The sequence below is a fragment of the Streptomyces sp. NPDC101194 genome, assembly GCF_044767885.1.
In the GTDB taxonomy this organism is placed as follows: domain Bacteria; phylum Actinomycetota; class Actinomycetes; order Streptomycetales; family Streptomycetaceae; genus Streptomyces.
Window position 1 is genome coordinate 879,605 of sequence record NZ_JBIWOS010000002.1, and the last position, 25,109, is coordinate 904,713.

Consider the following 25,109-nt stretch of genomic DNA (forward strand, 5'->3'; position numbering starts at 1 on the left):
GAACGTCGTGCTGAACGTGGTGGTCAACGGTTTCTGGGGCCTTCGCGGGGAATCCGTTCGGGCCGTAGCTGAACGCTGGTCCGGCACGCTCGGCGCGCTCAGGGACATCGACGGCCCGACGTTCGACGTATGGCACGAGGCCGGTGACGACCTCCCGTCCGATCCCGTGCTGGAGCCCTCGGCCCCCGCACTGGCGGAGTACATCGAGCGGAAGAACACGGGCCCCGACCTCGACGTCGTGGGCTACACGACGTCGCTGTGGGCGCAGAACCCCGCCGCGGCGCACGTGTCCATGGCGATTCACGCGGGCAGTACCTCGCACTACGCGGTGAACTCCGTCTCGCTCGCCTTCCGGTCGCGCGAGGTGGACGAAACCGCGGAGGTGATCCGGCGCGCTCCGGAGATCCTGCGCATCCTCGCGGAGCATTGGGAGATCGACGCCGGGCAGGTGTACGACAGGCCCCAGTACCGGGCGGTGGCCGAGCGGTTCGACCTGGCGAACAGCGACCCTCGCTGCGGCCGTGCGGTCTTTCTCTCCGCCGGCCGTGCGGCCCTCGCCCCCGAGGGGCTGCCCGGCACGTACGTCCGCACCGCACACGGTGGGCTGGTCATCGACCTCACCCGTGGCGGTACGGAGGCCCCGGCCATCGAGACGATCATCGAGGCGAACACACGACTGCGGGCCGCCGGGGCGCTGGAGAAGCTCCCGATGCCGTTCGACCGGGCCACGTTCTGACCCCTGCGCGCCCGTGAGCGGCGAGTCTCAGAGCCACCCACGCATCGCCGCGAATCCGACCAGCAGCCCCACGGCGAACACCCCCAGCACGACCGCGAACACCGCCGGCATCACCACCGGCCCCCACGCCCCCCGCCCCGCCACCGTGGCGCTCCCCGAAGGGTCGGCCGGGTCGTAGCTGACACGGACCGGCGCCCCGATCTCGAAGCCGAAGGGGCCCGGGGCATGGTCGGTGAACTCGATGTCGCGGCCGTCCCTGGTGCGGAACGCGAAGACGTACTCGGTGGCGTAACTCCGGTCCATGCCCGGACCCCGGTCGACGGTCCGGCGGTCCGCGCACCGGCCCTCGGCGTGTTCGCCGTACCGCACCAGCCGCAGCACCCGGTTCAGACGGAGCGCCGACCGGATGGCGAACACGCCGAGGAGGAGTCCGAACAGAAGCAGGAACGTGGCCGTGCCGCCGGGCAGGATCTGCATGAACGAGCGCCCCTGATCCGCTACTTGACCGTGATCGAATCGACGAACGCGTCGAGGTCCTGCCGGCTCAGCGAGCCCTTCACCGCGTTGATCCGGACCGCGAACGGCACATGCTTCGAATCGACGCCCGCCACCACGACACCCGTCATCGGGGTGCCCGGAGCCGGGCTCCGGTCCTTGCCGCTGGAGGTGAACTCGTAGTCGATCCTGCGCGCCTCGCGGGCGCTCTCCGCGCCCGCGAGCCGCACGTCCGAGGTGTTCTTGCGGGTGGCCCCGAGACCGATACCGGCACCCGCGGCGGCCGCCGCCTCACCGGCGTCGTCCACGCCCGTGGCGAAGTCGAGCTGCACGGAGACCAGGCCGCTGCGCAGCCCGCCCTCCTCCTTGACCGCGACGGCGGCGTTGGCCTTGGCGCGGTCGGCCGCGGACTGTTCCTTGTACCCCTTGTTCTCGGGGTACCCGACGGAGAGGCTCTTGGTGTCGAGCTTTCCCCAGCCCTCCGGGAGTGCGGCGGCGTCGCCGCCGCAGCCGGTGAGCAGGGTGAGGCCGATGGCGGCGGCAGCAGCTGCGCCGATTGCCCGGGACATCTTCATCGTCGTCATCGCTATCGCCTCTTCGTCGTGCGTGGTCGGTGCCGTGCCGTAGCGGTACCGTGCCGCAGCCGGTACCGCCTTGGCTACTTGGCGCAGTAGCTGTACGGAAGGTACGAGCGCTTGTCGCCCTGCGGAGCCCCGAGGAACTGCGCGTCCGTCAGTGTCTCCTTCTTGTGCTCGTCCGAGATGGAGAATCCGAGACTCATGCCGAGCGACACCTCGAAGCCGAACTCCTGGGCGTCCGTCTCACCGTGGTACTTCATGCTGCTCGACAGCCCGTCCTGGAACATCAGCTGTTCGAACGGGTCGGTACCGGTGGGCTTCTGCTGCATGGAGTGGTCGCCGAACATGTACTCGAACGGGGCGGTGTTGTCGCCGGAGCCGTTCAGCCACTGCTCGGCGACGTTCCGCTTGTCCTCGGTGGCCTGGTCCGTGTCCTTGCCGAAGACGATCGAGTTGGTCAGGACCTCGATGCCGGTCTCGCTGGAGGAGTCGGTGCCGCTGACCTTGCCGCCGCGCTTGTCGCCGTCCTTCTTGCCGTTGTCGCCGCTGATGTCGCCCTTGTCGGACTGGGCGCCGCCCTCGAGGGTCTGGGTCATGTCGATGCGGACGATCTTGCCGGTCTTCTGGTCGCGGGTGACGGTGATCGCGCCGGTCCGGCTGTCCTTCGCCGCGGCCGTGCCGCCGAGCGGACCGGCCGAACCGCCGACCTTGCCCTCCAGTTCGAGCTTGGCGGTGTACGTGTACGACTCGTTGCCGTTCACGTCGTCCTTGGTGATGGTCACCTCGGGGGAGAACTTGGCCTTGCCGCCGAGCTTGGCGCCGAGCTTGGTCTCGTCGCCCGCGCTGATGGAGAGACCGCCGTCCGCGTACGCGTTGAGGCCGATGGTCGAGTAGGAGATCTTCTTGTCGCCGATCTTCTTCTCGACGTCCTTCTTCTTGTCGGCCCACTTCATGCCGGAGTACCAGCCGCCGCCGTATCCACCGCTGTACTTGGTGGAGGTCTCCCACATCTTCATTTCCTCGATGTCGTCCCGCATCTTCTTGGCTTCTTCCTCGCTCTTGAAGACCCAGGTGTCACCGTTGGTGATCTTGATGCCGCCGCCGACGTCCACATCCGCCTTGCCCAGCTTGCCGAGCTTGATGCCCGGGGTGCTGGCGGTCGCGCCGGCCGAGGCGGCGTCCGTGAAGGTCATGTAGACCAGCTTGTCGTTCTCGTCGACCTTGCCGTCGCCGTTCACATCGGTCTTGGCCTGGCTGACCTTCTGCTGGAAGCCGTACTCGTTGCCCCATTCGAACCAGCCGATCTTGACCTTGTCCCCGACGGTGTCGGAGACGCTGGAGACCTGGCACATCTTGGGCTCGTAGTCGGCGTCCGTCTTCGGCTTCGCGGTGGTGGTCCCGCCGCCGCCCGTGGAGCAGGCGGCACCGCCGCCGCCCATCGCGTTGATCGCACAGCGGATGCGTTCGCCGATCTGGCCGCCCACGCCCGCCATGGCCATCGCGCCGATCAGCGTGACGACGAGGACGATCACCCCGAGGTACTCCATCGCGGTGGCTCCGCCGTCGCGCCACGAGTACGAGTGGGGCACGGGCGCCTGCTCCTCGCGGTCGTCCAGCAACCGGTCGACGGCGAGTCCCGCGGCCGAACCCGTCACGAGCGTGACGACCGGCATCAACGTGCCCTCGAGGCCCACGAGATGCCAGGACACCGCGAATCCGTAGAGGAGCGCGGCCAGCGGGACGCCGAGCGCGGCGAGCAGGGTGAGCAGGCGCGACTCGCGCCGCTCGTCGGGCAGGACGCGGGCCGCGGCCAGGACCGTGAGCACGGTCGTGATGACGCTCGGCACGTGCAGCAGGGCCAGCCGCCAGCCGAACGACGTGAGCCGCTGGTCGGTGGCCAGCATCTCGACGAGCCCGCGCGACACCAGGTATCCGGCGGCGATGTAGACCAGGGCACCCGCGGCCCAACTACGCGTCAGGGCGAAGAACACGCCACCGCCCGCGCCGGAACCACCACCCCCGCTCCCCGGTGGTATGTGGCCCGCGCTTCCGCTTCCCCAGCCCCCGCCACCCGTCACGGTTCTTCCTCTCCGACGCTCATGTGCCATGCCTGTGCCCGCAGTTCGAGATACGGGTCTGGGCGTGAGCGTACGGGTGTACGGACCGGGTGACCTGGGCCCTTGGCCCCAAAGTCGGGCCCAACGAGCGATGCCCCGCCCCGCCCGCGGGGTGCGGGGGAGCAGGGCGTCGTGAGGGTGGGGGAGTGGGAGACCGGGGGCCGGGCCGGGCGGGAGCGGGTCCGGACCGGCCACCGGGCGGCCGGTCCGGGTCCCGGACGGTGGCCCGGTTCCGGCCACGGGGCGGCCGGCCCGGACCCGCTCCGGGGGTCAGTCCAGGTCGTCCGCGAACGTCCCCGCGCGTTCGGCGACCTCCGGCCTGCGGACCCGCAGCACGGCGAAGCCGACGATGCCGACGACCAGCGCGCCGACGAACACGTACGGCAGCACGTTCAGCGGCCAGGCCGGGACCGGCCACAGGTTGCGGTAGAAGACGTAGATCATCGCGGCGGCGCCGATCAGCCCCAGGCCCCAGGTGACGAGCAGGCCGCGGGCCCCGATCCGGCGTACGAACAGCGGCGCGGCCAGACACACCAGGGTGTAGCTGAGCATGTAGCCGAAGACGCCGATGGTGTCGATGTACGACGTCGCGTTCAGCGGCGCGGTCCCGGCGCCGACCACGATCACCGCGGGAACGGCGACGAACGGGGCGACGGCCCAGATCGCCACGGACGGGGTCCGGTGGCGGGGGTGGGCGACACCGAGCCGGGCCGGCATCACACCCTCCTTCGCCATCCCGAACAGCAGGCGGGCGGCGACGGTGATGCAGGCCATCACCACGGCCACGAACGACGCCGCGAAGCCCGCGTGCAGGAAGAACTTCAGGAAGCCGAGGCCGGACAGCTCCGCCAGTTCGTCCATCGGGTCGCTGCTCCTCGCCAGGGCGTCCGCCCCGCCGAACCCGGCGACCTGTGCGTACGTCGCGAACATGTAGAGCACACCGGCCAGCACCGCACTGCCCATCACCGAGCGGGGGATCGCCTTGTACGGATCGGTGGCCTCGGCCCCGAGCGACGCGGCGCCCTCGAAGCCGACGAAGCCGAGCACGCCCAGCACCACGGCGAAGACGACACCGTCGAGGGTGGAGCCGCTGAGGCTCAGCTGCTCGGTGTCGATGATGTTCCCGCTCTTGAAGAAGGCGGGGACCAGCACGACGACGATGAGGACGATCGACACGACCTCCAGCACGGAGGCGACGCGCGCCGCCGTCCGCACACTGGCGATCGTCAGCCGGATCGCGACGGCGGCCAGCAGCAGATCGAGCAGGATCTGACCGGGGATGCCGGTGAAGATCCCGATGCCGATCTGGTCGAGGGCGCGCGCCGTGTAGTACCCGGCACCCGCGAGCGAACCCGAACCGATGCACACCGCGCCGATGAGCAGGGCCCACCCGGTCACGAAGGAGCCCGGTGCCCCGAGCGAGAGCCGGGAGAAGGCGTACAGCGAACCGACCCCGGCGCGCCGGCGGGCGAACACGCAGATGCAGTACGCGATGGCGAGGACGGCGGCCATGGCCAGGAAGAACGAGAACCAGGCGCCGTTGCCGGCGGACGCCGCCATGCTGGCGGGGGCGAACGCGATGACGGCGCTGGGCGCGACATTCGCGACGCTCTGCGCGCCGACCTCGAACGTGGAGACGGAGCGGTGGGCCAGGCCGTCGGCCGGCTTCCCGGGCGCGGCCTGCTTTCCGGCGGTGCTCATGTCCGGTCCTCCATCATCAGCAGCTGACGCAGGGCGTGGCCGGCGGCGAGGTCGGCCAGGGCGTCGCCCGCCTCGTCCAGCGGGCGCCGTGCCGAGATCATCGATTCCACGTCGAGCTCACCCGACACCACGAGGTCCACCAGCGCCGGGATGTCGCGGGCGGCGTCGACCGAGCCGTAGTTGGAACCGAGGATGCGCTGGTCGGCCTCGGCGAGCGCGAGCGGGTCGAAGCGCGCGGTGCGGCCGGTCGGCGGCAGGCCGACGATGACGGCGGCGCCGCCCTGACCGAGCGCGGCGATGGCCTGCTCGGTGGTCTCGATCTTGCCGATGGCGTCGAACACGTAGTCCAGGCCCTCCGGGACCAGGGCCCGCAGCGCCTCGACGACATCGCCGTCCCGCGCGTCGACCGCGTCCGTCGCACCGAGCCGACGGGCCAGCTCCAGCTTCTCGGGGACGACGTCGACGGCGACGACGCGGCCGGCCCCGGCCAGCCGGGCGCCCTGCACGCACGACAGGCCCACACCGCCGCAGCCGATGACGGCGACGGTGGCCCCGGCCTCGACCCCCGCGGTGTTGCGGACCGCGCCGACACCGGTGGCGATGGCGCAGCCGACCAGGGCGATCACATCGAGGGGCGCGTCCTCGCGCACCTTGATCGCGCCGGACGCGGGGACCACGACGCGCTCGGCGAACGAGGACACGCCCAGGTAGTGGTGGGCCGGCTCGCCGTCGACGGAGAGCCGGCTGGTGCCGTCGTACAGGACCCCGCCCGGCGCCACGACCTCGGCGACCAGGCTGCACGCGGCCGGACGCCCGGAGAGGCAGAAGCGGCAGGAGCCGCAGGACGGGACCCAGGACAGCACGACGTGATCGCCGGCTTCGAGGCCGGTGACGCCCTCGCCGACGGCGGTGACCACACCGGAGCCCTCGTGTCCCAGCACGACCGGGGTGGGGTGGTCCCACTCGCCGCGGATGACATGGAGGTCGGAGTGGCAGACACCGGCCGCCGTGACGGCGACCTCGACCTCTCCGGGGCCGGGCGGGGCCAGGGTGACGTCGGTGACGGCCACCTCCTGCCCCGGGGAGCGGAAGACGACGCCGCGCACGGTGCGCGCGGTGCTCTCTTGGGAGGACGGGGAGCTCATCGGCTTACTCCTCGGACGAGTGCGGTACGGGCGGGGGAAGGGGGAGGGGGAGGGCGGCACAGCGGTCCACCCGGACGCCTTGTTTAGCGCCATTAAACTTTCGTCAAAGTTTTACAGCACTAAACTCGATGGGTAAAGACCCTTCTGACCTGCGTTTGTCCCCGACCACCGACGGTGACTCCGCCGACAGGTAGCGTGTCCGCCATGTCCGAAGCCTCTGACAGCCACATGTCCACGATCGGTCCGCGGCTGCGCGAGCTCCGTCGGGCACAAGGGCTGACGCTCGCTCAGATCGCCGAATCCGCAGGCGTGACCAAGGGGTTCGTCAGCCTCGCCGAACGTGGCAAGACCTCGGTCTCCGTCCCGACCCTGATCCGCATCTGCGAGGCACTGGGCACCGGCATCGCCGCGCTCTTCGACTATCCGGACCAGGACGTCGTCAAGGGCGGCCTGGGTGCCAAGCTGGAGATGGGCGGACACGGCATCGAGGAGTTCCTCCTCACACCGGCCGAGGAACGGCACGTCCAGGTCATGCGGACGATCCTGCGGCCCGGCGGCGGCTCGGGCGGCGCGTACAGCCTGGAGGCCGAGACCGTCTTCGCCTACCTGGTCCGCGGCACGCTGCGGCTGAGCGTGGACGGCGAGCCCAGGTTCCTGGAGGCCGGTGACTCCACGACGTTCTCGGCCCGCGCCGCACACGCCTGGGACAACCCCGGCGAGGAGGAGGCCGAGGTCCTCTGGTCGATCGCCCCCGCCCTGCCGCTCTCCCGCACCAAGCTCCGGCCGTGACCCCGTCGGCATCGCGGCGATAATCGACAGCATGCCCGACGACGACCCGGCCGCCCAGGCCACCGCTCCCGCGCGGCTGCTCGTGCGGCAGCGGGACCACCGAACGCCGCAGCCGCCCCGGCCTCCCGTACGCGGCAGGCTCGCCACGACCCTCGCGGCGGCGGCGCCGGCCCTGGGGGCGTACGCGGCCGTGCGCCTGACGGGTCTCGTCGTCCTCGCCGTCGCCGCGTCCCGCGCCGACAAGAGCCCCCTCCACCTCCTCGGCGGGCGCTGGGACTCCGTCTGGTACCAGCGGATCGCCGAGAACGGCTACGGGTACACCGTCACCCTTCCCGATGGCGGCGTCCACCCGGACCTGGCCTTCTTCCCCCTGCTGCCCGCTCTGGAACGGGCGGTCGCCGAGCTGACCCCGCTCTCCCCGGCGGGCGCCGGACTGCTGGTCGCCTGGGTCGCCTCGCTCCTCGCCGCCTGGGGCATCTTCGCCGTCGGGGCGCATCTGTACGGGCGCCGGGCCGGGGTGCTGCTGGCCGCGCTGTGGGGCGTGTACCCGACGGCGTTCGTCCAGTCGATGGCGTACACCGAGACGCTGTTCACCGCGTTCGCCGCCTGGGCGCTGTACGCCGCACTGACCCGGCGCTGGATCGTGGCGGGCGCCCTGTGCGTGCTCGCCGGGCTGACCAGACCCTCCGCCGCGGCGCTCATCGCCGCCCTCGCGATCACCGCCGCGGTCACGCTCGTACGCGAGTACCGGGCCGGCCGGACCGACGGCATCGTGCGCCGCAACGCGCGGATGCTGGCCGGTGTGGCACTCGCACCGCTGGGCTGGCTCGCGTACGTGGTGTTCGTCGCCGTACGGCAGGGCGGCCCGTTCGCGTACTTCGACGTCCAGGCGCAGTGGGGCAACAGCATCGACGGAGGCGCGGCGCTCGCCTCGTTCGTCCTCGGGCTGCCGCTGCCCGCCGCGCTCGGGCTGTGCGCGGCACTGGCGGGCCTGGGATGGGTGGTGTTCCTGTGCGTACGGCAGCGCCAGCCGCTCCCCGTGCTCGCCTACTGCGTCGCCGTCGTCGTCATCGCGCTGATCGGCTCCGGGTACTTCGGGTCCAGACCGCGGCTGATGATGCCCGCGTTCCCGCTGCTCCTGCCGCCCGCCGTCGCGCTGCTGCGGCTGCGCACCACGGCCCGCACGGTGACGGTGGTGGCCGTGCTCGCGGTGGCCTCGGCCGCCTACGGGGCATGGACGCTGCTCGGTTCCGGCCCTCCGTGAGCCCGGTCCCGGTCAGGGCCGGGGCAGGCCCAGCGGGACGCGGCGGACCGCGCGGCCCCGGGTGTCCAGGAGCCAGCCCATGCGCTTGGGCGAATGCAGCGCCACCGTACGGTCCTTGACCTCCAGTGCCGGGAAGCGCTCCGCCAGCAGCGTCTCGAACGGGCCGATGGCGTCCAGGCCGTGCAGCCAGACCACGACCAGGAGGTTGTGCGGCCCGCTGACGGAGACACACATGCGGACCTGCTCCATCCGGGCCAGCGTGTTTCCGGTGTGTTCGAGACGTGCGTGCGGGACGGCGGCCCGGTAGATCACCATGGTCCGCAGACCGGCCGGCGGGTGGGCGATGTCGCAGCGGAAACTGACGTCGCCGCGGTGGACCAGGCGCTGGAGCCGGCGGCGTGCGGTGTGCTCGCTCATCCCTGTCAGGGCACCCAGTTCGGTGTAGCCGAGCCGTCCGTCGCCGCCGAGGGCGGTCAACAGCGCCTGGTCCTGGGCGGACGGGCGGTCGCGCATGTCCGTGCTGTACGTGGCCCGCCGCGCGGCACGGGGAGCGGGCAGCATGGCACGTCCCGCCGGTTCCATCGCCCGTATCCGCCAGTCGCCGCCCTCGCCGTAGAGCGTGATCCCGAGCCGGGTGCGGGTCGAGCGCACCCCCGGCAGGCCGCCGATGGTGCGATGCACCGACCGGCCGAGCGTGGGCAGGTCGGTGGCGGCGACGGACAGGAAGAGATCGAAGTCACCGGCCGTCTCGTCGATGCTGAAGACCCAGGGCAGTTCGGCCAGGGCGGAGCCGACCGTCTCCAGCGTGCCGGGGCGGCACCGCACCTCGACATGGGCGACCGTGGCCGATTTCGGCGCGTCGTAGGCGGTGATCCACGCCAGGCGGTCGGCACGCAGCCGTTCCCAGCGGCGGGCCGCGGTCGTCGCGTCCACGCCGAGCGCCCGGCCGATACGGGTCCACGGCGCACGGGGCGCGGCCTGCAGCGCGTCGACGAGAGCGAGATCCGACTCGGTGAACCCCGCGCCGGAATCCGGTGCGTCCGGTGCGCCGACGACGCTTTCCTGCATTTTCGGACCTCCCTCCCGCACAGGCCGGATCGTAGGGGGCACCTCGCGGCCGACACCCAGTATCGGCCTTCGCGCGAAGGAGTGCCGTGCCTGTTCCGCACCCGCGATCTTGGTGCCCCGGGACCCCGAACCGACCGGGAATTCCCGGCGTTGTTCCCGTCGGCCGAGGCGCCAGCCGTCGCGACCCCGCAGGAGGCCACGCGCTCCTCGCTTCCCCGGTACGCCGTACCCCTCTCGCATCGGAGCATCCATGACTGTCCCGGCCACCTCGCTGCTCTCCGGACTCAACGGCCGACTGCCCGAACTGCGCACCCTGTACGAGGATCTGCACGCCCACCCCGAGCTCTCCTTCCAGGAGGTCCGCACGGCGGGGATCGTCGCCGCCCGCCTGCGGGAACAGGGCTGGGACGTCACCGAGGGGGTGGGCGCAACCGGCGTCGTCGGTGTCCTCACCGCGGGCGACGGCCCGGTGGTACTGCTCCGCGCCGACATGGACGCACTGCCGGTGAAGGAGGAGACCGGACTTCCGTACGCCTCCACGAGGACCGCGGTGGACGCGGCGGGCGACGAGGTCCCGGTGATGCACGCCTGCGGCCACGACATGCACGTCACCTGGCTGCTGGGTGCCACCGCGCTGCTCGCCGCCAACCGGCACGCCTGGCGCGGCACCGTCGTCGCGGTGTTCCAGCCCGCCGAGGAGATCGGTGGCGCAGCGGCCGTGATCGACGACGGCTTCCTGGAGCGCTTCCCCCGCGCCGACGTCTGCCTGGGCCAGCACGTGGCGCCCCTCCCGGCGGGATTCGTCGGTACCCGGCCCGGTCCGGTGATGGCCGCGTCCGACAGCCTGCGGGTGCGGTTGACCGGGCGGGGCGGTCACGGGTCCATGCCCGAGGCGACCGTGGACCCCGTCGTGATGGCCGCCGCGATCGTGATGCGGCTGCAGACGGTGGTCTCCCGTGAAGTGGGCTCCGGGCAGCAGGCGGTGGTGACCGTGGGCTCGATCCACGGCGGCACCAAGGAGAACATCATCCCGGACACCGCCGAACTCACGATCAACATCCGCAGCACGGTCCCGGCGGTACGGGAACGGGTCCTGGACGCCGTCCAGCGGATCATCCGTGCCGAGGCGGTGGCCTCCGGCGCCCCCGAGGAGCCGGAGATCACACACTTCAACGCCTTCCCGGCGACCGTCAACGAGCCGCAGGCCACCGCCGCCGTCCGGGCGGCGCTCACCGAGGCCCTGGGCGAGGAGCACGTCCTCACCCTGCCCCACACGCTCCCGGCGAGCGAGGACTTCGGCACCTTCGGCACCGCCCTCCGAGCGCCCTCGGTCTTCTGGTACGTCGGCGGCACCGACCCCGCCGCGTACAAGGCCGTCGACCACGACGCCCTGCTGGAGAACGGAATCCCCGCCGGGATCCCCGGCAACCACTCACCGCTGTTCGCACCGGCCGTCGACCCGACCGTCGAGGTCGGGGTGACGTCGCTGCTGGCGGCCGCCGCGCAGTGGCTGGACGCCGGCGCCGAACCGGCACGGTAGCCGGGCGGGTACCGCCGCCGGGCCGAGCCCCGGACGCGCGGGCGGCGCCCGGCCGCCCGCGCCTCAGCCCCGGCTCTCCTCCGTCCGGACGATCCGCACCCGCGCCCCGGGCCGCAGTCCCCACTTCTCCATCGCCCCGGCCTCCGACTCGATCACATGACGGGCCCGCAGCCGGGGCATCCCGAGCCGGCCCGGCTTCATCGTGTGGACGGCGACGACACGGAACTTCCGGTCCAGGTACGCCACATCGATGGCGAACCGCATCCGGAAGGTGTGCACACTCCCGCACGGGGTGATCAGCAGGGCGCCGTCGATCCCGTCCTGGCCGAGCAGTCCCCGGCTCCTGGCCCGGTACGTGGCCGCGATCCGCAGCGGTATCTCCGGCTCCTGCCCTCCCTGTGGATCGGTGACCGTCAACGTGCCGTTCCCATTGCGCCATTGAGCCATGGCCAAGACGGTAGCGTCCGGTGACCCCCGCTGGGTCCGGAACGGTCCGCAGTGGGCCCCTGGACCCATGCCCCGTGCCCGCCGCCCGCCTAGGGTCTGCTCCGTGTACGCCATGCTGACAGCGCTCGCCGCATTCTGGGGCGCGGCGGCCGGACTGCTGGTCCCGCGCGCCGCCTACCGGTTCTCCGTCGAACCGGAGGACGCCTGGCGGGACAGCTGCCCCGCGGGCCACGCCCTGACGGGTGCCGCCCGCGGCTGGCTCGGCTCCACCCGGTGCGCCCGGTGCGCGGTGGTGGTCCCGGTGGCAGCCGCTCCGGGCGCCGAACCGGGGGACGGGAGCGAAGGGGAGGACGACCCCGTGCCGTCCTCGGGGCGTTACGCCCCCGGCGTCCTGGTCCCCGTCGTCACCGCGCTCGCCTGCGCCGCACTCGCGGCGGCCACCGGACCGCGTCCCGAGCTCGCCGTCTGGCTGCTGCTGGCCCCCGTGGGCGTACTCCTGGCGACCATCGACCGTCGCGTGCACCGCCTGCCGGACCGTCTGACGCTGCCCGCCGCCGCGACCGTCGTCGTGCTCCTGGGCATTGCGGCACTGCTCCCGGAGCACGGCGGGTCCTGGCTGTCCGCCCTGCTCGGCGGAGCGGCGCTCGGCGCCTTCTACTTCCTGCTCTTCCTCATCAATCCGAACGGCATGGGTTTCGGGGACGTCAAGCTCGCCCTGTCCCTCGGCGTCGCACTCGGCTGGTACGGCTGGCCCGTGCTCTTCGCCGGGGGGTTCGCCGGGTTCCTGCTCGGCGCGGCGTACGGGTTCGGGCTGATGGTCCTGAAGCGGGCCGGACGCAGGACCGGCATCCCGTTCGGACCGTTCATGCTCACGGGTGCGCTGCTGGGCATGCTGCTCGGCGCACTCGCCGCGTGAGAGCCGCCGGGCGAACCGGCCGACGGCCTTGACGCCGCAGTATTGAGGTCGCGCGAACCGGTTCCCGGCTGACACCATTCGCGTATGTCCGGAACACCCGAAGAGACACCAGGAACGCCGGACGCGGCGAACACCGTCGACGCGGCAGCGGAACGCGCGCGGTTCGACGCCCTCGTCGCCGAGGCCGCCACCGTCCCCGTCGACGGCTGGGACTTCTCCTGGCTCGACGGCCGGGCCACCGAACAGCGCCCTTCATGGGGTTACGCCCGTGCCATGGCGGAGCGGATGGGACAGGCCGGGGCCGCGCTCGACATCCAGACCGGGGGCGGCGAGGTCCTCGCCTCCGTACCGCGACTGCCGCGGCTCACCGTCGCCACCGAGTCCTGGCCGCCGAACGTCGCCCGCGCCACCGCCCTCCTGCACCCGCTCGGCGTGGCCGTGGTCGCCGACGCGGACGAGCCGCCCCTGCCGTTCGGCGACAACGCCTTCGACCTGGTGGTCAGCCGGCATCCGGTGACCACCTGGTGGGCGGAGATCGCCCGGGTCCTCACCCCCGGCGGCACGTACTTCTCGCAACAGGTCGGCCCGGCCAGCGTCTTCGAGCTCGTCGAGTACTTCCTCGGCCCGCAGCCGCCCGAGGTGCGCGGCGCCCGCGACCCGGAGCAGGCACGGGGAGCCGCGGAGGCGGCCGGGCTCGAGGTCGTCGACCTGCGCGCGGAGAGACTGCGCACCGAATTCCTCGACATCGGCGCCGTCGTCTACTTCTTGCGGAAAGTGATCTGGATGGTGCCGGGCTTCACCGTCGAGGAGTACCGGTCGCGGCTGGCCGAGCTGCACCACCGGATCGAGACCGAGGGGCGGTTCGTCGCGCACACCACCCGGTTCCTGATCGAGGCCCGCAAACCGGGCCCGCCGCTTTCGCCCGAAGGGTGCGACCCTGGACGGTGAGCGGATGGGGAGGGAACCGGCCATGAGGGTGGGCGACGAGGACGAGGCACCGCGTGTCCCGCGGCAGGGCAGGGCCGACTGGCTCCGGGGCGAGCGGATCGTCGAGGTACTCGGCGTCTACTACCGGCCGGAGGGGCGGATGGGGGAGCCGGAAGCCGTGGAATTCCTGCTGGCCGACGGCCAGTCGGTGCTTCTGACCTGCGCCTCCGACTGGACCCTGCACGTCGGCCCCGGTGCCTGGCCGAGGCTGCCGGACTGGTGCGTACCGTCGGGACAGTGGGAGTTCGCCACCGTGCCGAACCTGCCGCGACCGCCCGAAGGCGGCTGGACCGTCACCCGCACCGAGGAGCGCAGGGACGAGCGGGGCGAGGTGCACGAGGCCGTCATCCGGTGCGAGGGCGGACGCTTCGTGGTCATCGGCGGCGACACGGTGGCGATCCGCTTCACCCGCGGCCACCGGGGCGCACCGGCGAGAAGCTGACGGCAGGCCCGCCGAAGGGGCGCCGCGCCCCTCGGACCGTGGGAGGGAACGGCGACCGGACGGCCGTGGAGACCCCGTTCCGTCACCGCACCGCTCGCACCGGCGGACGCTATGCGTGTGCCCCCACCGTCACCTTTCCCACCGTCAGTTCCGCCTTCCCCTCCAGCACTTCGCCGACCCGGACCACCTGCTCCTCCAGCTGCCGCAGCTGTCCGTCCGTCAGTGGTGACAGCGGCTCCACCGTCACGGCGATCCGCCGACCCGACCGGCGCTGGTGCCAGACCCCGGCCGCGGTCCCGTCGACCAGCAGCACCGGGAAGTTCCCCGCCTGGCCACCCGCCAGCGCGCGGCCGTGGGCCGCGCCGGGGTAGAGCTTCTCGCGCGGCCGGGACGCGATGAGATACGCGTCGAAGTAGGGGAGCAGCCGCACCCCGCGCACCGGCTCCGACGGAAAGTCGGTGTCGCCCGTCACCAGCCAGGCCGGTTCCCCTTCGTACCGCACCTCCTCGATCTCCCCGCGTGCGGCCATGGCCGCGAACAGGTCCGCGGCCCAACGACGTGGTGCGGCCAGCCACTTCGCGAAGTGCTCGGGCGTGGCCGGACCGTACGCGTGCAGATAGCGGTGCACGAGCCCGGCGAGCGCCGCCGGGCCGTCGAGCGGGACGACGTCCGGACGGGTGTAGGTGACCCTGCGCCCGCGGTCCGGTGCGAAGCACAGCGCGCCGCGATGAGCCGCGAGGTGCGTCACCTGCCGCCAGCGCGGCCACATGTCCTGGAACGCGGGCATCACCCGCTCCCCGGCCCATGCCCCGGTACGCTCCACCACCGCCTCCGAGAGCTCGTCGACGGTCAGTTCGGCACCGGTCAGCGCGTCCGCGATCGCTTCGATCACGGCCTCGGTCCGCTCCGGGGTCATCCGGACATCCGCGGGGAGCGGACTGCGTCCGTTCGGTACGGCGGACAACGCGCCCGTCCACATCGGCAGTTCGGCCATCGGCAGCAGATGGACGGTGCCGCGCGGGCCGTGCGTCTTGACCAGGGTGCGTCGTGTCCACAGCGCCTCACGCACATCGGTGCGGGTCACATCGGCCGTCCGCAGCCCCACGGAGAGCTCCGCCGCCGACAGCACCTGGGCGTGCGCGGCCGGCAGCGTGCCGACCACGTCGGCCGGGGCGAGACGTGCCGGAGAGGCGAGCCCCTGGCGTTCCATCCGACGGGCGTTCGCCTCGGTCCAGGTCACGATCGCGGTTCGTGTCGTCATGTTCCGGAAAGTAGCGGTCGATCAGGTCAGGTTCTGTCCCTTACTCGGCGCATGACCCCTGCGAGACATGCGGCCAAGGCGCTCACCACGCGGCGGTGCCCCTCCTGACGTCCGGCCTCGCCGGCTGCGGTACACAGCGGGCCGGGGAGGCCGGACCCGGTGCGGGGAGCAGCGGTCCGCCGGCCGCGGGGCCTCCCCCATGTCGAGCCCGGCGCCGGCGACGGTGCGCCGCACTACCGGGAGAACCACGCCTTCCAGTCCGCCGCGGAGCTGTCCCCGGCCGACCGGGCCAGGGGCGAGGCGGAGGTGAAGAAGGTCGAGGCGGGTCTGGCCGGGATCGCGGAGGACCGCAGGACCACCGAGCCCCAGCTCCACGAGGCACTCGTCGGTCCGGGGTACGGCCCCGGGTCCATCTCCACCGGAACCTTCGGCCCCCACCGCACCACATTCATCGTCGAGCTCGGCCCGATCTGTGTGGAGGGCACGCCGGACGGCCTGGTCAACGGGCTCGTCACGGCCGAGGCCCATGGCCGGTACCTCGAAGGGACCGGCTGTGTGAAACCGGTCGGCGACCACTGAGACGTCAAACCGGACACCGTGCTCGGAACGGAGTCCGGTGAATTCGGAGAGTGATTGTGGAGTGGCGTGGCACGCAGCATCACTTACGAAGGGTTATGGTGGAAACCCCCCCTCGGGCCGGTCCGTATCCCCCCCCACGGACCGGCCCGTTTTTTGTGTCCGCGCGGCGCCGGCCGCGTGCCGACCACGGGCCGGCTCCGCGTACGGCCCCCGCCGACCGGCCCGCGAGGACCGCTTCGGTCAGCCCCGTCCGGCCCAGATGTTGGTGCCCTCGGTGTCCACGGCGAAGGTGTCGATCTCCTTCAGCTCCTCGTCGGACAACGGCTGCCCCGAGAGCGACGCGACGTTCTCCTCCAGCTGCCGCACGCTCGACGCACCGATCAGCGCCGACGTCATCCGGGTGTCCCGCAGCACCCAGGTGAGTGCCAACTGGGCGAGCGACTGGCCGCGCCGCCGGGCGATGTCGTTCAGCCCGTTCAGCCGGCGCACCACCTCGTCGGAGAGCAGACCGGGATCCAGGGACTTGCCCTGGGTGGCCCGCGAACCCTCCGGGATGCCCGTCAGGTACTTGTTCGTGAGCAGGCCCTGGGCGAGCGGCACGAAGGAGATGCAGCCCATGCCGGCCGTCTCCAGGGTGTCGAGCAGCCCGTCGTCCTCGATCCAGCGGTTGATCATCGAGTAGGACGGCTGATGGATCAGGGCGGGGACGCCCATCTCCCTGAGCAGCCGGGCCGCCTCGGCCGTCTGCTCCGCGTTGTACGAGGACACACCCACGTACAGCGCCTTGCCCTGCTGCACGGCGGAGGCCAGCGCCCCCATCGTCTCCTCCAGCGGGGTGTCCGGGTCGAAGCGGTGGGAGTAGAAGATGTCGACGTGGTCGAGCCCCATCCGCTTCAGCGAGGCGTCCAGCGACGACAGCAGATATTTACGGGAGCCCCACTCGCCGTACGGGCCGGGGTGCATCTCGTAGCCGGCCTTGGTCGAGATGATCAACTCGTCCCGGTACGGGGCGAAGTCCTGCCGGAACATCTTGCCGAAGTTGAGCTCGGCGGAGCCGGGCGGCGGCCCGTAATTGTTGGCCAGATCGAAGTGGGTCACCCCGAGATCGAAGGCGCGGCGCAGGATCGCCCGCTGGGAGTCCAGCGTGCGGTCGTCGCCGAAGTTGTGCCAGAGGCCGAGGGAGACGGCCGGGAGCTTGAGACCGCTGCGGCCGGTGCGGCGGTATTCCATGGAGTCGTAGCGCGAACCGGCTGCGCGGTAGAAGAGAGGAGAATCAGTCACGTTTCTCTCCTTATCACGGACTTGTGACAGGCCGGGTTGGGCCGCTGTGCCGCCTGCGCAGTAATGTGGCGGCTTCGGGGACCGCCGCGACACGCCGTGGCGATGGACTCCGTGGAGTCGTGCGGCGATCCCCAGGGGGACGACCCGGGCCCCCGGGCATCGGGGCGGGCGGGCCCGCACAGAACCGAGAGGTGAACTCAGTGAACTTGCGCGACCTGGTGTACGGGCTCTATGCACGTCGGGTCGAGGCGCGCCTCGACCACACCCAGGTGCCCAAGCACATCGGCGTCATCCTCGACGGCAACCGGCGCTGGGCGAAGGCGTCCGGCGGCACGGCCGCGCAGGGACACCAGGCCGGCGCGGACAAGATCCAGGAACTGCTCGGCTGGTGCAGCGAGACCGATGTGGAGGTCGTCACACTCTGGCTGCTCTCCACCGACAACTTCGACCGGCCCGAGTCCGAGCTGACCCCGCTTCTCGGCATCATCGAGAACACCGTGCGCGACCTCGCGGCGGACGGGCGCTGGCGGGTCCATCACGTCGGCACGCTCGATCTGCTGCCCGCCCACACCCAGACCGTCCTCAAGGAGGCCGAGCAGGCCACGCTGGGAGTCGACGGGATACTGGTCAACGTCGCCGTCGGCTACGGCGGGCGCCAGGAGATCGCGGACGCGGTCCGTTCGCTGCTGCTGGACCACTCCGCCAAGGGGACGTCCTTCGAGGACCTGGCGGAGATCGTCTCCACCGACCTGATCTCCGAGCACCTCTACACCCGGGGCCAGCCCGACCCGGACCTGGTCATCCGCACCAGCGGTGAGCAGCGGCTGTCCGGCTTCATGCTCTGGCAGAGCGCGCACTCCGAGTACTACTTCTGCGAGGTCTTCTGGCCGGCCTTCCGGCGCGTCGACTTCCTGCGGGCCCTGCGCGACTACGCGGCCCGGCACCGCCGCTACGGCGGCTGACACCGTCTGTTCCCGGGGTTCTCGTCCCTCGGAGGGAGCAACGTCCCCGACGTCGCCGCCACGGCGGCCGGCACCGTCTGTTCCCGGGGTTCTCGTCCCTCGGAGGGAGCAACGTCCCCGACGTCGCCGCCACGGTGGCCGACACCGCCTGTTCCCGGGGCTCTCGTCCCCCGGAGGGAGCAACGTCCCCGGCAGGACCGCTGCGGCGATGGGCCCGTGCTGACGTGCCCGGACGTATCGGCCCCGCTCACCCCGCCCGTCCCGGGCGGCATGGCTTCGCGTGTTCGAGGGAATACCCCTGACAGGTCGATGTCCGGTCACCAACCAGGCGGACGTCGTGTCCAAGTGAGCGGCATGGAGTCCGCTCGCCCGGGAGGCCCTTTGCACACGAAGGACCGTACACACAGTGCGGCCGACGCGGAGGGCCGGTGCTCGGCCCGTGCATCTGGGTCGCAGCCCGGTCCGTCCTCTCCCATTGGGATGCTCCGCGACGCCGTCGCACCCCAACCTCGTCCGAGGGGGTACGTCCTTCCGTGGTGACCAGCACGAAGCGCCGCATGTCCGACAGGCGCACCTATGTACTCGACACCAGCGTCCTGCTGGCCGATCCGAACGCCCTGGCCCGCTTCGACGAGCACGAAGTCGTGCTCCCGATCGTCGTGGTCACGGAGCTGGAGGCCAAACGGCACCACCCGGAGCTCGGGTACTTCGCCCGGCAGGCCCTGCGCCTGCTGGACACTTTCCGGACCCGGTACGGCCGGCTGGACGCCCCGATCCCGCTCGGGGATCTGGGCGGGACGCTGCGCGTCGAACTCAACCACTCGGATCCCGGCGTACTGCCCGCCGGCTACCGGTTGGGGGACAACGACTCACGGATCCTCGCGGTCGCGCGCAACCTCCAGGCCGAGGGGTACGACGTCACGGTCGTCTCCAAGGACCTGCCGCTGCGCATCAAGGCGTCCTCGGTCGGCCTCCTCGCCGAGGAGTACCGTGCCGAACTCGCCATCACGGACTCCGGCTGGACGGGCATGACGGAACTGCCCCTCGCGGCCGAGCAGGTGGATCTGCTCTACGGCGAGGAGACGCTGTACGTTCCCGAAGCCGCCGAGCTGCCCGTGCACACCGGACTGGTCCTCCGGTCCGAGCGCGGCAAGGCGCTCGGCCGGGTCACGGCCGAGGGCAATGTGCGCCTGGTGCGCGGCGACCGGGAGGCCTTCGGCATCCACGGCCGCAGCGCCGAGCAGCGCATCGCCCTCGATCTGCTCCTCGACCAGGACGTCGGCATCGTGTCGCTGGGCGGCCGGGCCGGCACCGGCAAGTCGGCGCTGGCGCTCTGCGCCGGGCTCGAAGCCGTCCTGGAGCGCAGGCAGCACCAGAAGGTGATGGTCTTCCGTCCGCTGTACGCGGTCGGTGGACAGGAGCTCGGCTATCTTCCCGGTACCGAGGCCGAGAAGATGAGCCCCTGGGCGCAGGCCGTCTTCGACACGCTCTCGGCGGTCGCCGGGCGCGAGGTGATCGAGGAGGTACTGGGGCGCGGCATGTTGGAGATCCTGCCGCTCACCCACATCCGTGGCCGCTCGCTCCACGACTCCTTCGTGATCGTCGACGAGGCGCAGTCGCTCGAACGGAACGTACTGCTGACCGTGTTGTCCCGGATCGGGGCGAATTCCCGGGTGGTGCTCACGCATGACGTGGCCCAGCGGGACAACCTCAGGGTCGGCCGGTACGACGGGGTCGTCGCCGTGGTCGAGAAGCTGAAGGGGCATCCGCTCTTCGCGCACGTCACGCTCACCCGCTCCGAGCGTTCGCAGATCGCCGCGCTGGTGACCGAAATGCTGGAGGAAGGCCAGATCTGATACGGGATACGACCGTTGGTGCCGCCCGGCGAGCGAAGCATCCTAGCCGGGCGGCATCGCGTTGCGTGGCACTTTCATAAAACGCTTGCTCCAAACGGGATGTGAGCTTTCACACGCAACGGAGAATTGCTTCCCGGCGTGCCGTTCCGGCAGAGTCTTGCTTCCGTCAGGCCCCGCATACGGCACACCCGCACCTCCAGAGGTGCCACGCACCACACAACTCAACAATCGCCGTCCGTATGCCGCCCGCGAGCACCACGCGGCACTTCCTCCGGGAAGTCGCCCACCGGGCCCGTGCCTCCCGTGACCCAAGCAGTAGGGAGGCCAGCGCCAGGGGCACGATTGCGTCCGCGAGGTCACCTAAGCGGGCGATGCTGGAAGGACACCGTGTGAGCCGGATCTCGGTCCGGGGGTTCGCCGTGGCATCCGCCACTGCCGTAACCACCGTCGGCGCCGTCGTAGGCGTTGCTTCGGGCAGCACTCCCGCTGCCGACGACAACAACTTCGAGGCGACCGCAGCCGACACCACGCTGCTCGCAGACATCCCCGCGGGCCAGCAGGCCCAGGTGCAGACCGCCTCGCTGACGCAGCAGGCCGACGCCCAGGCGTCCGCGGCCGACGCGGCGGCGAAGAAGTCCGTGGAGGAAGCGGCTCGTATCCAGGCCGCCAAGGACGCCAAGTCGAAGAAGCAGGCGGCCGAGGCCAAGCTGGAGAAGGAGCGCCAGGACAAGAAGGACGCGCTCGAGCGTGCCAGCCGTTCCGAGGTCCGCAGCGCCTCCTCCTTCACCACGCAGAGCTCGTACACCGTGGCCCAAGTCCAGGCGATGGCACGGCAGATGGTTCCCGCCGACCAGTTCCAGTGCTTCAGCAACATCGTGAACCACGAGTCCACCTGGAACTACCGGGCGAGCAACCCGTCCTCCGGTGCCTACGGCCTCGTCCAGGCGCTGCCCGGCTCGAAGATGGCCTCCGCCGGTGCCGACTGGCAGACCAACCCGGCCACGCAGATCAAGTGGGGCCTCAGCTACATGGACGGGCGCTACGGCAGCCCGTGCGGTGCCTGGTCCTTCTGGCAGGCCAACAACTGGTACTAGAACGTCCGAGGCCCCGGTCTCAACCTCGCGAAGCCCCTCGCCGTCCTACGGTGAGGGGCTTCGCGCGTGTACGGTCGGTCCGGACGGCTCGCCGGGGGAGCGGTGGGGAGCGAGAGCGGGGGAAGAGGAACGATCATGTCGAAACTTCCGGGGTGGCTCGGCCGGCTGGGCGCCGAACTGACCGAACTGGGCGAGCGGCTGGAGCGGCGCAGGGCCGAGGCCGAGGCCGAGGCGGACGAGGTCGTGCCGGTGGTGCCGGCCGGACCGCCGGTGCCCCCCACTGCCCGGCCGGACGACGTGCCCCGGCGCGAGCCCGTGGCCGACCATGTGCCGCCGCCACCCGCGTACGCCCCGTCCGTGGCCGCCCGGCCCGATCCGGTCGCGGCGATCCCCTGGGGCATGCGGGTCGCGGCCGAGGCGGGCTGGAGGCTGCTCGTCCTGGCGGGCACGCTCTGGGTGATGATGCGGGTCATCAGCGCCGTCCAGCTGGTGGTTCTGGCCTTCGTCGCCGCGCTGCTCGTCACCGCGATGCTGCAGCCGACCGTCGCCCGGCTGCGACGGTACGGTCTGCCGCGCGGGCTGGCCACCGCCGTCACCGCGATTCTGGGCTTCGTCATCATCGGGCTGGTCGGCTGGTTCGTCGTCTGGCAGGTGATGGACAACATCGACACCCTCTCCGACAAGGTGCGGACGGGTATCGACGACCTGAAGAACTGGCTGCTCGACAGCCCCTTCCATGTCACCGAGCAGCAGATCAACGACGTCGCGAAGAACCTCAGCGACACCATCGGCACCAACACCGAGCAGATAACCTCCGCCGGACTCCAGGGCGTCACCGTGATGGTGGAGCTCCTCACCGGGATGCTGCTGGCGATGTTCTCGACGCTCTTCCTGCTGTACGACGGGAAGCGGATCTGGCACTGGGTGCTGAAGCTGGTGCCCGCCCAGGCCCGGCCGGGTGTCGCGGGCGCCGGGCCACGCGCCTGGCGGACCCTGACCGCCTATGTGCGGGGCACGGTCCTGGTGGCGCTGATCGACGCCATCTTCATCGGGCTCGGAATCTGGTTCCTCAAGGTGCCGATGGCGGTGCCGCTCGCCGTGTTCATCTTCCTCTTCGCCTTCATCCCCCTGATCGGCGCGGTGGTGTCCGGAGCGCTGGCGGTGGTCGTCGCACTGGTCACCGAGGGCGTGTTCACCGCGCTGATGGTGCTGGTCGTGGTGCTCGCGGTGCAGCAGATCGAGGGGCATGTGCTGCAGCCGTTCATCCTGGGACGCGCGGTACGGGTGCATCCGCTCGCCGTCGTCCTCTCCGTCGCCGCGGGCGGCATGATCGCGGGCATCGGCGGAGCGGTCGTCGCGGTGCCGCTCGTGGCGGTCACCAATACGGTGGTCGGCTATCTACGGGCGTACGGGCAGGAGGAGGCCCTGCGGCACACACCGGCCCCGCACGGGGCGACCGCGCTCGATGTCGCTCCGACCCCCACGCCCGGCTCGCCGCCCGAGGGCATCGACCACGGCGACGACAAGGCGGTCGGGGAGCGCGGCACCGAGGACGGAACCGGCAAGTGACGCGGGACGGATGAGAAGAAGGGCCCCGGGGACGGTCGGTCGTCCTCGGGGCCCTTCTCGTGCAAGGGGTACCGCTGGTCCTACTCGGCGAGCACGGCCTCGGCTTCGAGGGTCACGCCGACCGCCTGGATCACCGAGGCGATCTTGACGGCTTCCTGAATGGTCTCACGGTCCACGCCGGCCTTGCGCAGCACCTGCTCGTGGGAGTCCAGGCACTGGCCGCAGCCGTTGATGGCGGAGACGGCGAGCGACCACAGTTCGAAGTCGATCTTCTCCACGCCCGGGTTGCCGATGACATTCATCCGCAGCCCCGCGCGCAGCGTCCCGTACTCGGGGTCCGACAGCAGGTGCCGGGTCCGGTAGAAGACGTTGTTCATCGCCATGACGGCGGCGGCGGACTTCGCCGCGGTGTACGCCTGCGCGGAGAGGTTGGCCTTCGCCTCCGGCTCCAGCTCGCGCAGCACCTTCGGCGAGCGCGAGGCGATCGCGCACGCCAGGACGGTGCCCCACAGCTGCTGCTGCGGGAGGTCGCTGTTCCCGATGACCGAACCGAGGTTCAGCTTCAGGTCCTTGGCGAAGTCCGGGACGGCGGCCTTCAGTTCGTCGAGTGCCATGTCGCTGTCAGCTCACTCGCCCGCGAGGAGCGCGACCGGGTCGAGGGTGTTCTCGCCCTTGGTCCAGTTGCACGGGCACAGCTCGTCGGTCTGCAGGGCGTCCAGGACCCGCAGGACCTCCTTGGGGTTACGGCCCACGGAACCGGCGGTCACCATCGTGAACTGGATCTCGTTGTTCTGGTCGACGATGAAGACGGCGCGCTGCGCGAAGCCGTCCTCGCCCTCGATGCCGAGGTCACGCATGAGCTCGTGCTTCGAGTCGGCCATCATCGGGAACGGCAGGTCGGTCAGGTCCGGGTGGTCCTTGCGCCAGGCGTGGTGCACGAACTCGGAGTCACCGGAGAAGCCGAGGATCTGGGCGTCACGGTCGGCGAACTCGTCGTTCAGCTTGCCGAAGGCGGCGATCTCGGTGGGGCACACGAAGGTGAAGTCCTTCGGCCACGCGAAGACGATCTTCCACTTGCCCTCGTAGGTCTTGTGGTTGATCTGCTCGAACTCCTTGCCGCTCTCCAGCGAAACACAAGCAGTCAGGTCGAACTCGGGGAACTTGTCACCGACAGTGAGCACGCGCTCTCCTTGCGGGGTTGGAATTCCCTTTTGCGGGAGTTCCTGAGGGTTGGACGAGATCCACCTTGGCACAGAGTGCATTGATCGCGGAAATAGCTACACTCGGTCGTGATGATCGGAGGTGCCTATCAGTGGCGCAGAGCAATCAGGGCAATCGAACCAAACAGCCCAGTCTGTCGCAGCTGCGCGCCTTCGCGGCCGTCGCTGAATATCTGCACTTCAGGGACGCGGCGGCAGCAATCGGGATGAGTCAGCCGGCGCTCTCCGGGGCCGTGTCGGCGCTGGAGGAGGCACTGGGTGTCCAGCTCATCGAGCGTACGACGCGCAAGGTGCTGCTCTCGCCGGCCGGGGAGCGGCTCGCGGTCCGGGCCCGGGTGGTGCTGGAGGCCGTCGGCGAGCTGATGGAGGAGGCCGAGGCGGTCCGGGCGCCGTTCACCGGAGTGCTCAGACTCGGGGTGATCCCGACCGTCGCCCCGTATCTGCTGCCGACCGTGCTGCGGCTCGTCCACGACCGCTATCCCGAACTCGACCTCCAGGTGCACGAGGAGCAGACCTCCTCGCTGCTGGAGGGGCTGGCCGCGGGCAGGCTGGACCTGCTGCTGCTCGCCGTACCGCTCGGAGTGCCGGGTATGACCGAACTCCCTCTGTTCGACGAGGACTTCGTGCTCGTCATGGAGCAGGACCACTGGCTGGGCGGGCGCACCGACATCCCGCGTGAGGCGCTGCGCGAACTGCCGCTGCTGCTGCTCGACGAGGGGCACTGCCTGCGCGACCAGGCGCTCGACATATGCCGGGAGGCGGGGCGCACGGAGGGGGCGCCGGTCACCACGACCGCGGCCGGCCTCTCCACGCTGGTGCAGCTGGTCGCCGGCGGGCTGGGGGTGACGCTGTTGCCGCGTACCGCGGTGACGGTCGAGACCGGCCGCAACGACGCGTTGGCCACCGGGTACTTCGCGGAACCCGCACCGTCGCGGCGGGTGGCGCTGGGGATGCGGACGGGCGCGGCACGGCACGAGGAGTTCGAGGAGTTCGCGGTGGCGTTGCGGGAGGCGATGGAGACGCTGCCGGTGCGGGTGACGACGGGCAGGTAGGGCGCGGGAA

The 25,109-nt window shown here is 71.1% G+C and carries 24 protein-coding genes; 13 read left to right on the plus strand and 11 right to left on the minus strand.

Going from position 1 to position 25,109, the window contains the following annotated elements; genetic code table 11:
• Positions 1-7 precede the first annotated feature (7 nt).
• A complete protein-coding gene (locus tag ACIRP2_RS10760) occupies positions 8-736 on the plus strand; it encodes an Imm52 family immunity protein (protein WP_404248574.1) in 729 nt (242 codons plus the stop codon).
• A gap of 27 nt (positions 737-763) precedes the next feature.
• Here ACIRP2_RS10760 and ACIRP2_RS10765 read toward each other — a convergent pair whose 3' ends face one another.
• The 5 genes from ACIRP2_RS10765 to ACIRP2_RS10785 form a co-directional block, all read right to left on the minus strand.
• Positions 764-1,213, minus strand: coding sequence for a DUF3592 domain-containing protein (locus ACIRP2_RS10765; RefSeq protein WP_404248576.1), 450 nt, complete (start codon positions 1,211-1,213; stop codon positions 764-766).
• A gap of 20 nt (positions 1,214-1,233) precedes the next feature.
• Positions 1,234-1,806, minus strand: coding sequence for a hypothetical protein (locus tag ACIRP2_RS10770; protein WP_404249452.1), 573 nt, complete (start codon positions 1,804-1,806; stop codon positions 1,234-1,236).
• Positions 1,807-1,889: 83 nt separating this feature from the next.
• The gene (locus ACIRP2_RS10775) at positions 1,890-3,887 is read right to left on the minus strand and encodes a hypothetical protein (RefSeq protein ID WP_404248578.1); all 1,998 of its coding nucleotides are present in this window, start codon (positions 3,885-3,887) and stop codon (positions 1,890-1,892) included.
• A 309-nt stretch (positions 3,888-4,196) separates the two neighbouring features.
• The gene (locus tag ACIRP2_RS10780; RefSeq protein WP_404248582.1) at positions 4,197-5,627 is read right to left on the minus strand and encodes an APC family permease; all 1,431 of its coding nucleotides are present in this window, start codon (positions 5,625-5,627) and stop codon (positions 4,197-4,199) included.
• A complete protein-coding gene (locus ACIRP2_RS10785; RefSeq protein ID WP_404248584.1) occupies positions 5,624-6,772 on the minus strand; it encodes a zinc-binding dehydrogenase in 1,149 nt (382 codons plus the stop codon). The genes ACIRP2_RS10780 and ACIRP2_RS10785 overlap by 4 nt, the downstream gene beginning before the upstream one ends.
• Before the next feature lie 204 nt (positions 6,773-6,976).
• Here ACIRP2_RS10785 and ACIRP2_RS10790 point away from each other — a divergent pair, with 204 nt between their 5' ends.
• Both ACIRP2_RS10790 and ACIRP2_RS10795 read left to right on the plus strand, forming a co-directional pair.
• Positions 6,977-7,561 carry an XRE family transcriptional regulator gene (locus tag ACIRP2_RS10790; protein ID WP_351085461.1) on the plus strand — a complete coding sequence of 195 codons (585 nt, stop codon included), beginning with the start codon at positions 6,977-6,979 and terminating at the stop codon, positions 7,559-7,561.
• A 31-nt stretch (positions 7,562-7,592) separates the two neighbouring features.
• Entirely contained in the window at positions 7,593-8,825 is a 1,233-nt protein-coding gene (locus tag ACIRP2_RS10795; RefSeq protein ID WP_404248586.1) for a hypothetical protein, read from the plus strand.
• A gap of 12 nt (positions 8,826-8,837) precedes the next feature.
• Here the strand turns inward: ACIRP2_RS10795 and ACIRP2_RS10800 are convergent, their stop codons facing one another.
• Positions 8,838-9,893 (minus strand): Lrp/AsnC family transcriptional regulator, encoded by a 1,056-nt coding sequence (locus tag ACIRP2_RS10800; RefSeq protein ID WP_404248588.1) that lies wholly within the window; start codon positions 9,891-9,893, stop codon positions 8,838-8,840.
• A 250-nt stretch (positions 9,894-10,143) separates the two neighbouring features.
• Between ACIRP2_RS10800 and ACIRP2_RS10805 the strand changes: the two genes are divergently transcribed.
• Entirely contained in the window at positions 10,144-11,433 is a 1,290-nt protein-coding gene (locus ACIRP2_RS10805) for an amidohydrolase (RefSeq protein WP_404248590.1), read from the plus strand.
• 63 nt (positions 11,434-11,496) lie between these two features.
• Here ACIRP2_RS10805 and ACIRP2_RS10810 read toward each other — a convergent pair whose 3' ends face one another.
• Complete coding sequence (locus ACIRP2_RS10810; RefSeq protein WP_404248592.1) at positions 11,497-11,880, minus strand: DUF192 domain-containing protein; 384 nt, start codon at positions 11,878-11,880, stop codon at positions 11,497-11,499.
• Positions 11,881-11,983: 103 nt separating this feature from the next.
• Between ACIRP2_RS10810 and ACIRP2_RS10815 the strand changes: the two genes are divergently transcribed.
• From ACIRP2_RS10815 to ACIRP2_RS10825, 3 genes are all read left to right on the plus strand, one after another.
• Positions 11,984-12,796: a prepilin peptidase gene (locus ACIRP2_RS10815; RefSeq protein ID WP_404248594.1), complete on the plus strand. Its 813-nt coding sequence runs from the start codon at positions 11,984-11,986 to the stop codon at positions 12,794-12,796.
• Between the two features lie 84 nt (positions 12,797-12,880).
• On the plus strand, positions 12,881-13,744 hold the full coding sequence (locus ACIRP2_RS10820; RefSeq protein WP_404248596.1) for a class I SAM-dependent methyltransferase: 864 nt from the start codon (positions 12,881-12,883) through the stop codon (positions 13,742-13,744).
• Between the two features lie 22 nt (positions 13,745-13,766).
• A complete protein-coding gene (locus tag ACIRP2_RS10825) occupies positions 13,767-14,225 on the plus strand; it encodes a hypothetical protein (protein ID WP_391739188.1) in 459 nt (152 codons plus the stop codon).
• A gap of 109 nt (positions 14,226-14,334) precedes the next feature.
• On the opposite strand, the gene ACIRP2_RS10830 is transcribed toward ACIRP2_RS10825, so the two are convergent.
• A complete protein-coding gene (locus ACIRP2_RS10830) occupies positions 14,335-15,486 on the minus strand; it encodes a winged helix DNA-binding domain-containing protein (protein ID WP_404248598.1) in 1,152 nt (383 codons plus the stop codon).
• A 159-nt stretch (positions 15,487-15,645) separates the two neighbouring features.
• Between ACIRP2_RS10830 and ACIRP2_RS10835 the strand changes: the two genes are divergently transcribed.
• The gene (locus tag ACIRP2_RS10835) at positions 15,646-16,065 is read left to right on the plus strand and encodes a hypothetical protein (protein ID WP_404248600.1); all 420 of its coding nucleotides are present in this window, start codon (positions 15,646-15,648) and stop codon (positions 16,063-16,065) included.
• A gap of 240 nt (positions 16,066-16,305) precedes the next feature.
• Here ACIRP2_RS10835 and mgrA read toward each other — a convergent pair whose 3' ends face one another.
• Positions 16,306-17,346 carry an L-glyceraldehyde 3-phosphate reductase gene (gene mgrA, locus ACIRP2_RS10840; RefSeq protein WP_404248602.1) on the minus strand — a complete coding sequence of 347 codons (1,041 nt, stop codon included), beginning with the start codon at positions 17,344-17,346 and terminating at the stop codon, positions 16,306-16,308.
• Between the two features lie 200 nt (positions 17,347-17,546).
• Between mgrA and ACIRP2_RS10845 the strand changes: the two genes are divergently transcribed.
• The 4 genes from ACIRP2_RS10845 (at position 17,547) to ACIRP2_RS10860 (ending at position 22,827) form a co-directional block, all read left to right on the plus strand.
• Complete coding sequence (locus ACIRP2_RS10845) at positions 17,547-18,308, plus strand: isoprenyl transferase (protein ID WP_351085479.1); 762 nt, start codon at positions 17,547-17,549, stop codon at positions 18,306-18,308.
• Positions 18,309-18,841: 533 nt separating this feature from the next.
• Positions 18,842-20,164, plus strand: coding sequence for a PhoH family protein (locus ACIRP2_RS10850; RefSeq protein ID WP_404248604.1), 1,323 nt, complete (start codon positions 18,842-18,844; stop codon positions 20,162-20,164).
• Positions 20,165-20,553: 389 nt separating this feature from the next.
• A complete protein-coding gene (locus ACIRP2_RS10855) occupies positions 20,554-21,258 on the plus strand; it encodes a lytic transglycosylase domain-containing protein (protein WP_404248606.1) in 705 nt (234 codons plus the stop codon).
• Positions 21,259-21,393: 135 nt separating this feature from the next.
• The gene (locus ACIRP2_RS10860) at positions 21,394-22,827 is read left to right on the plus strand and encodes an AI-2E family transporter (protein WP_404248608.1); all 1,434 of its coding nucleotides are present in this window, start codon (positions 21,394-21,396) and stop codon (positions 22,825-22,827) included.
• A gap of 80 nt (positions 22,828-22,907) precedes the next feature.
• Here the strand turns inward: ACIRP2_RS10860 and ACIRP2_RS10865 are convergent, their stop codons facing one another.
• Positions 22,908-23,441, minus strand: a complete 534-nt coding sequence (locus tag ACIRP2_RS10865) for an alkyl hydroperoxide reductase (protein ID WP_404248610.1) — start codon at positions 23,439-23,441, stop codon at positions 22,908-22,910.
• Between the two features lie 12 nt (positions 23,442-23,453).
• Positions 23,454-24,008 (minus strand): peroxiredoxin, encoded by a 555-nt coding sequence (locus ACIRP2_RS10870; RefSeq protein WP_189542777.1) that lies wholly within the window; start codon positions 24,006-24,008, stop codon positions 23,454-23,456.
• A gap of 131 nt (positions 24,009-24,139) precedes the next feature.
• Between ACIRP2_RS10870 and ACIRP2_RS10875 the strand changes: the two genes are divergently transcribed.
• Positions 24,140-25,099: a hydrogen peroxide-inducible genes activator gene (locus ACIRP2_RS10875; RefSeq protein ID WP_404248612.1), complete on the plus strand. Its 960-nt coding sequence runs from the start codon at positions 24,140-24,142 to the stop codon at positions 25,097-25,099.
• The last annotated feature ends 10 nt before the right edge of the window (positions 25,100-25,109 follow it).

Excerpts from the sequence above, each read along its gene's own strand:
- ACIRP2_RS10805 (WP_404248590.1), top strand. The coding sequence starts at position 10,144 with ATGACTGTCCCGGCCACCTCGCTGCTCTCCGGACTCAACGGCCGACTG.
- ACIRP2_RS10795 (WP_404248586.1), top strand. The coding sequence starts at position 7,593 with ATGCCCGACGACGACCCGGCCGCCCAGGCCACCGCTCCCGCGCGGCTG.
- ACIRP2_RS10820 (WP_404248596.1), top strand. The coding sequence starts at position 12,881 with ATGTCCGGAACACCCGAAGAGACACCAGGAACGCCGGACGCGGCGAAC.
- ACIRP2_RS10790 (WP_351085461.1), top strand. The coding sequence starts at position 6,977 with ATGTCCGAAGCCTCTGACAGCCACATGTCCACGATCGGTCCGCGGCTG.
- ACIRP2_RS10800 (WP_404248588.1), bottom strand. The coding sequence starts at position 9,893 with ATGCAGGAAAGCGTCGTCGGCGCACCGGACGCACCGGATTCCGGCGCG.
- ACIRP2_RS10865 (WP_404248610.1), bottom strand. The coding sequence starts at position 23,441 with ATGGCACTCGACGAACTGAAGGCCGCCGTCCCGGACTTCGCCAAGGAC.
- ACIRP2_RS10785 (WP_404248584.1), bottom strand. The coding sequence starts at position 6,772 with ATGAGCTCCCCGTCCTCCCAAGAGAGCACCGCGCGCACCGTGCGCGGC.
- ACIRP2_RS10830 (WP_404248598.1), bottom strand. The coding sequence starts at position 15,486 with ATGACGACACGAACCGCGATCGTGACCTGGACCGAGGCGAACGCCCGT.
- ACIRP2_RS10770 (WP_404249452.1), bottom strand. The coding sequence starts at position 1,806 with ATGAAGATGTCCCGGGCAATCGGCGCAGCTGCTGCCGCCGCCATCGGC.
- ACIRP2_RS10765 (WP_404248576.1), bottom strand. The coding sequence starts at position 1,213 with ATGCAGATCCTGCCCGGCGGCACGGCCACGTTCCTGCTTCTGTTCGGA.
- ACIRP2_RS10810 (WP_404248592.1), bottom strand. The coding sequence starts at position 11,880 with ATGGCTCAATGGCGCAATGGGAACGGCACGTTGACGGTCACCGATCCA.
- ACIRP2_RS10780 (WP_404248582.1), bottom strand. The coding sequence starts at position 5,627 with ATGAGCACCGCCGGAAAGCAGGCCGCGCCCGGGAAGCCGGCCGACGGC.
- ACIRP2_RS10825 (WP_391739188.1), top strand. The coding sequence starts at position 13,767 with ATGAGGGTGGGCGACGAGGACGAGGCACCGCGTGTCCCGCGGCAGGGC.
- ACIRP2_RS10860 (WP_404248608.1), top strand. The coding sequence starts at position 21,394 with ATGTCGAAACTTCCGGGGTGGCTCGGCCGGCTGGGCGCCGAACTGACC.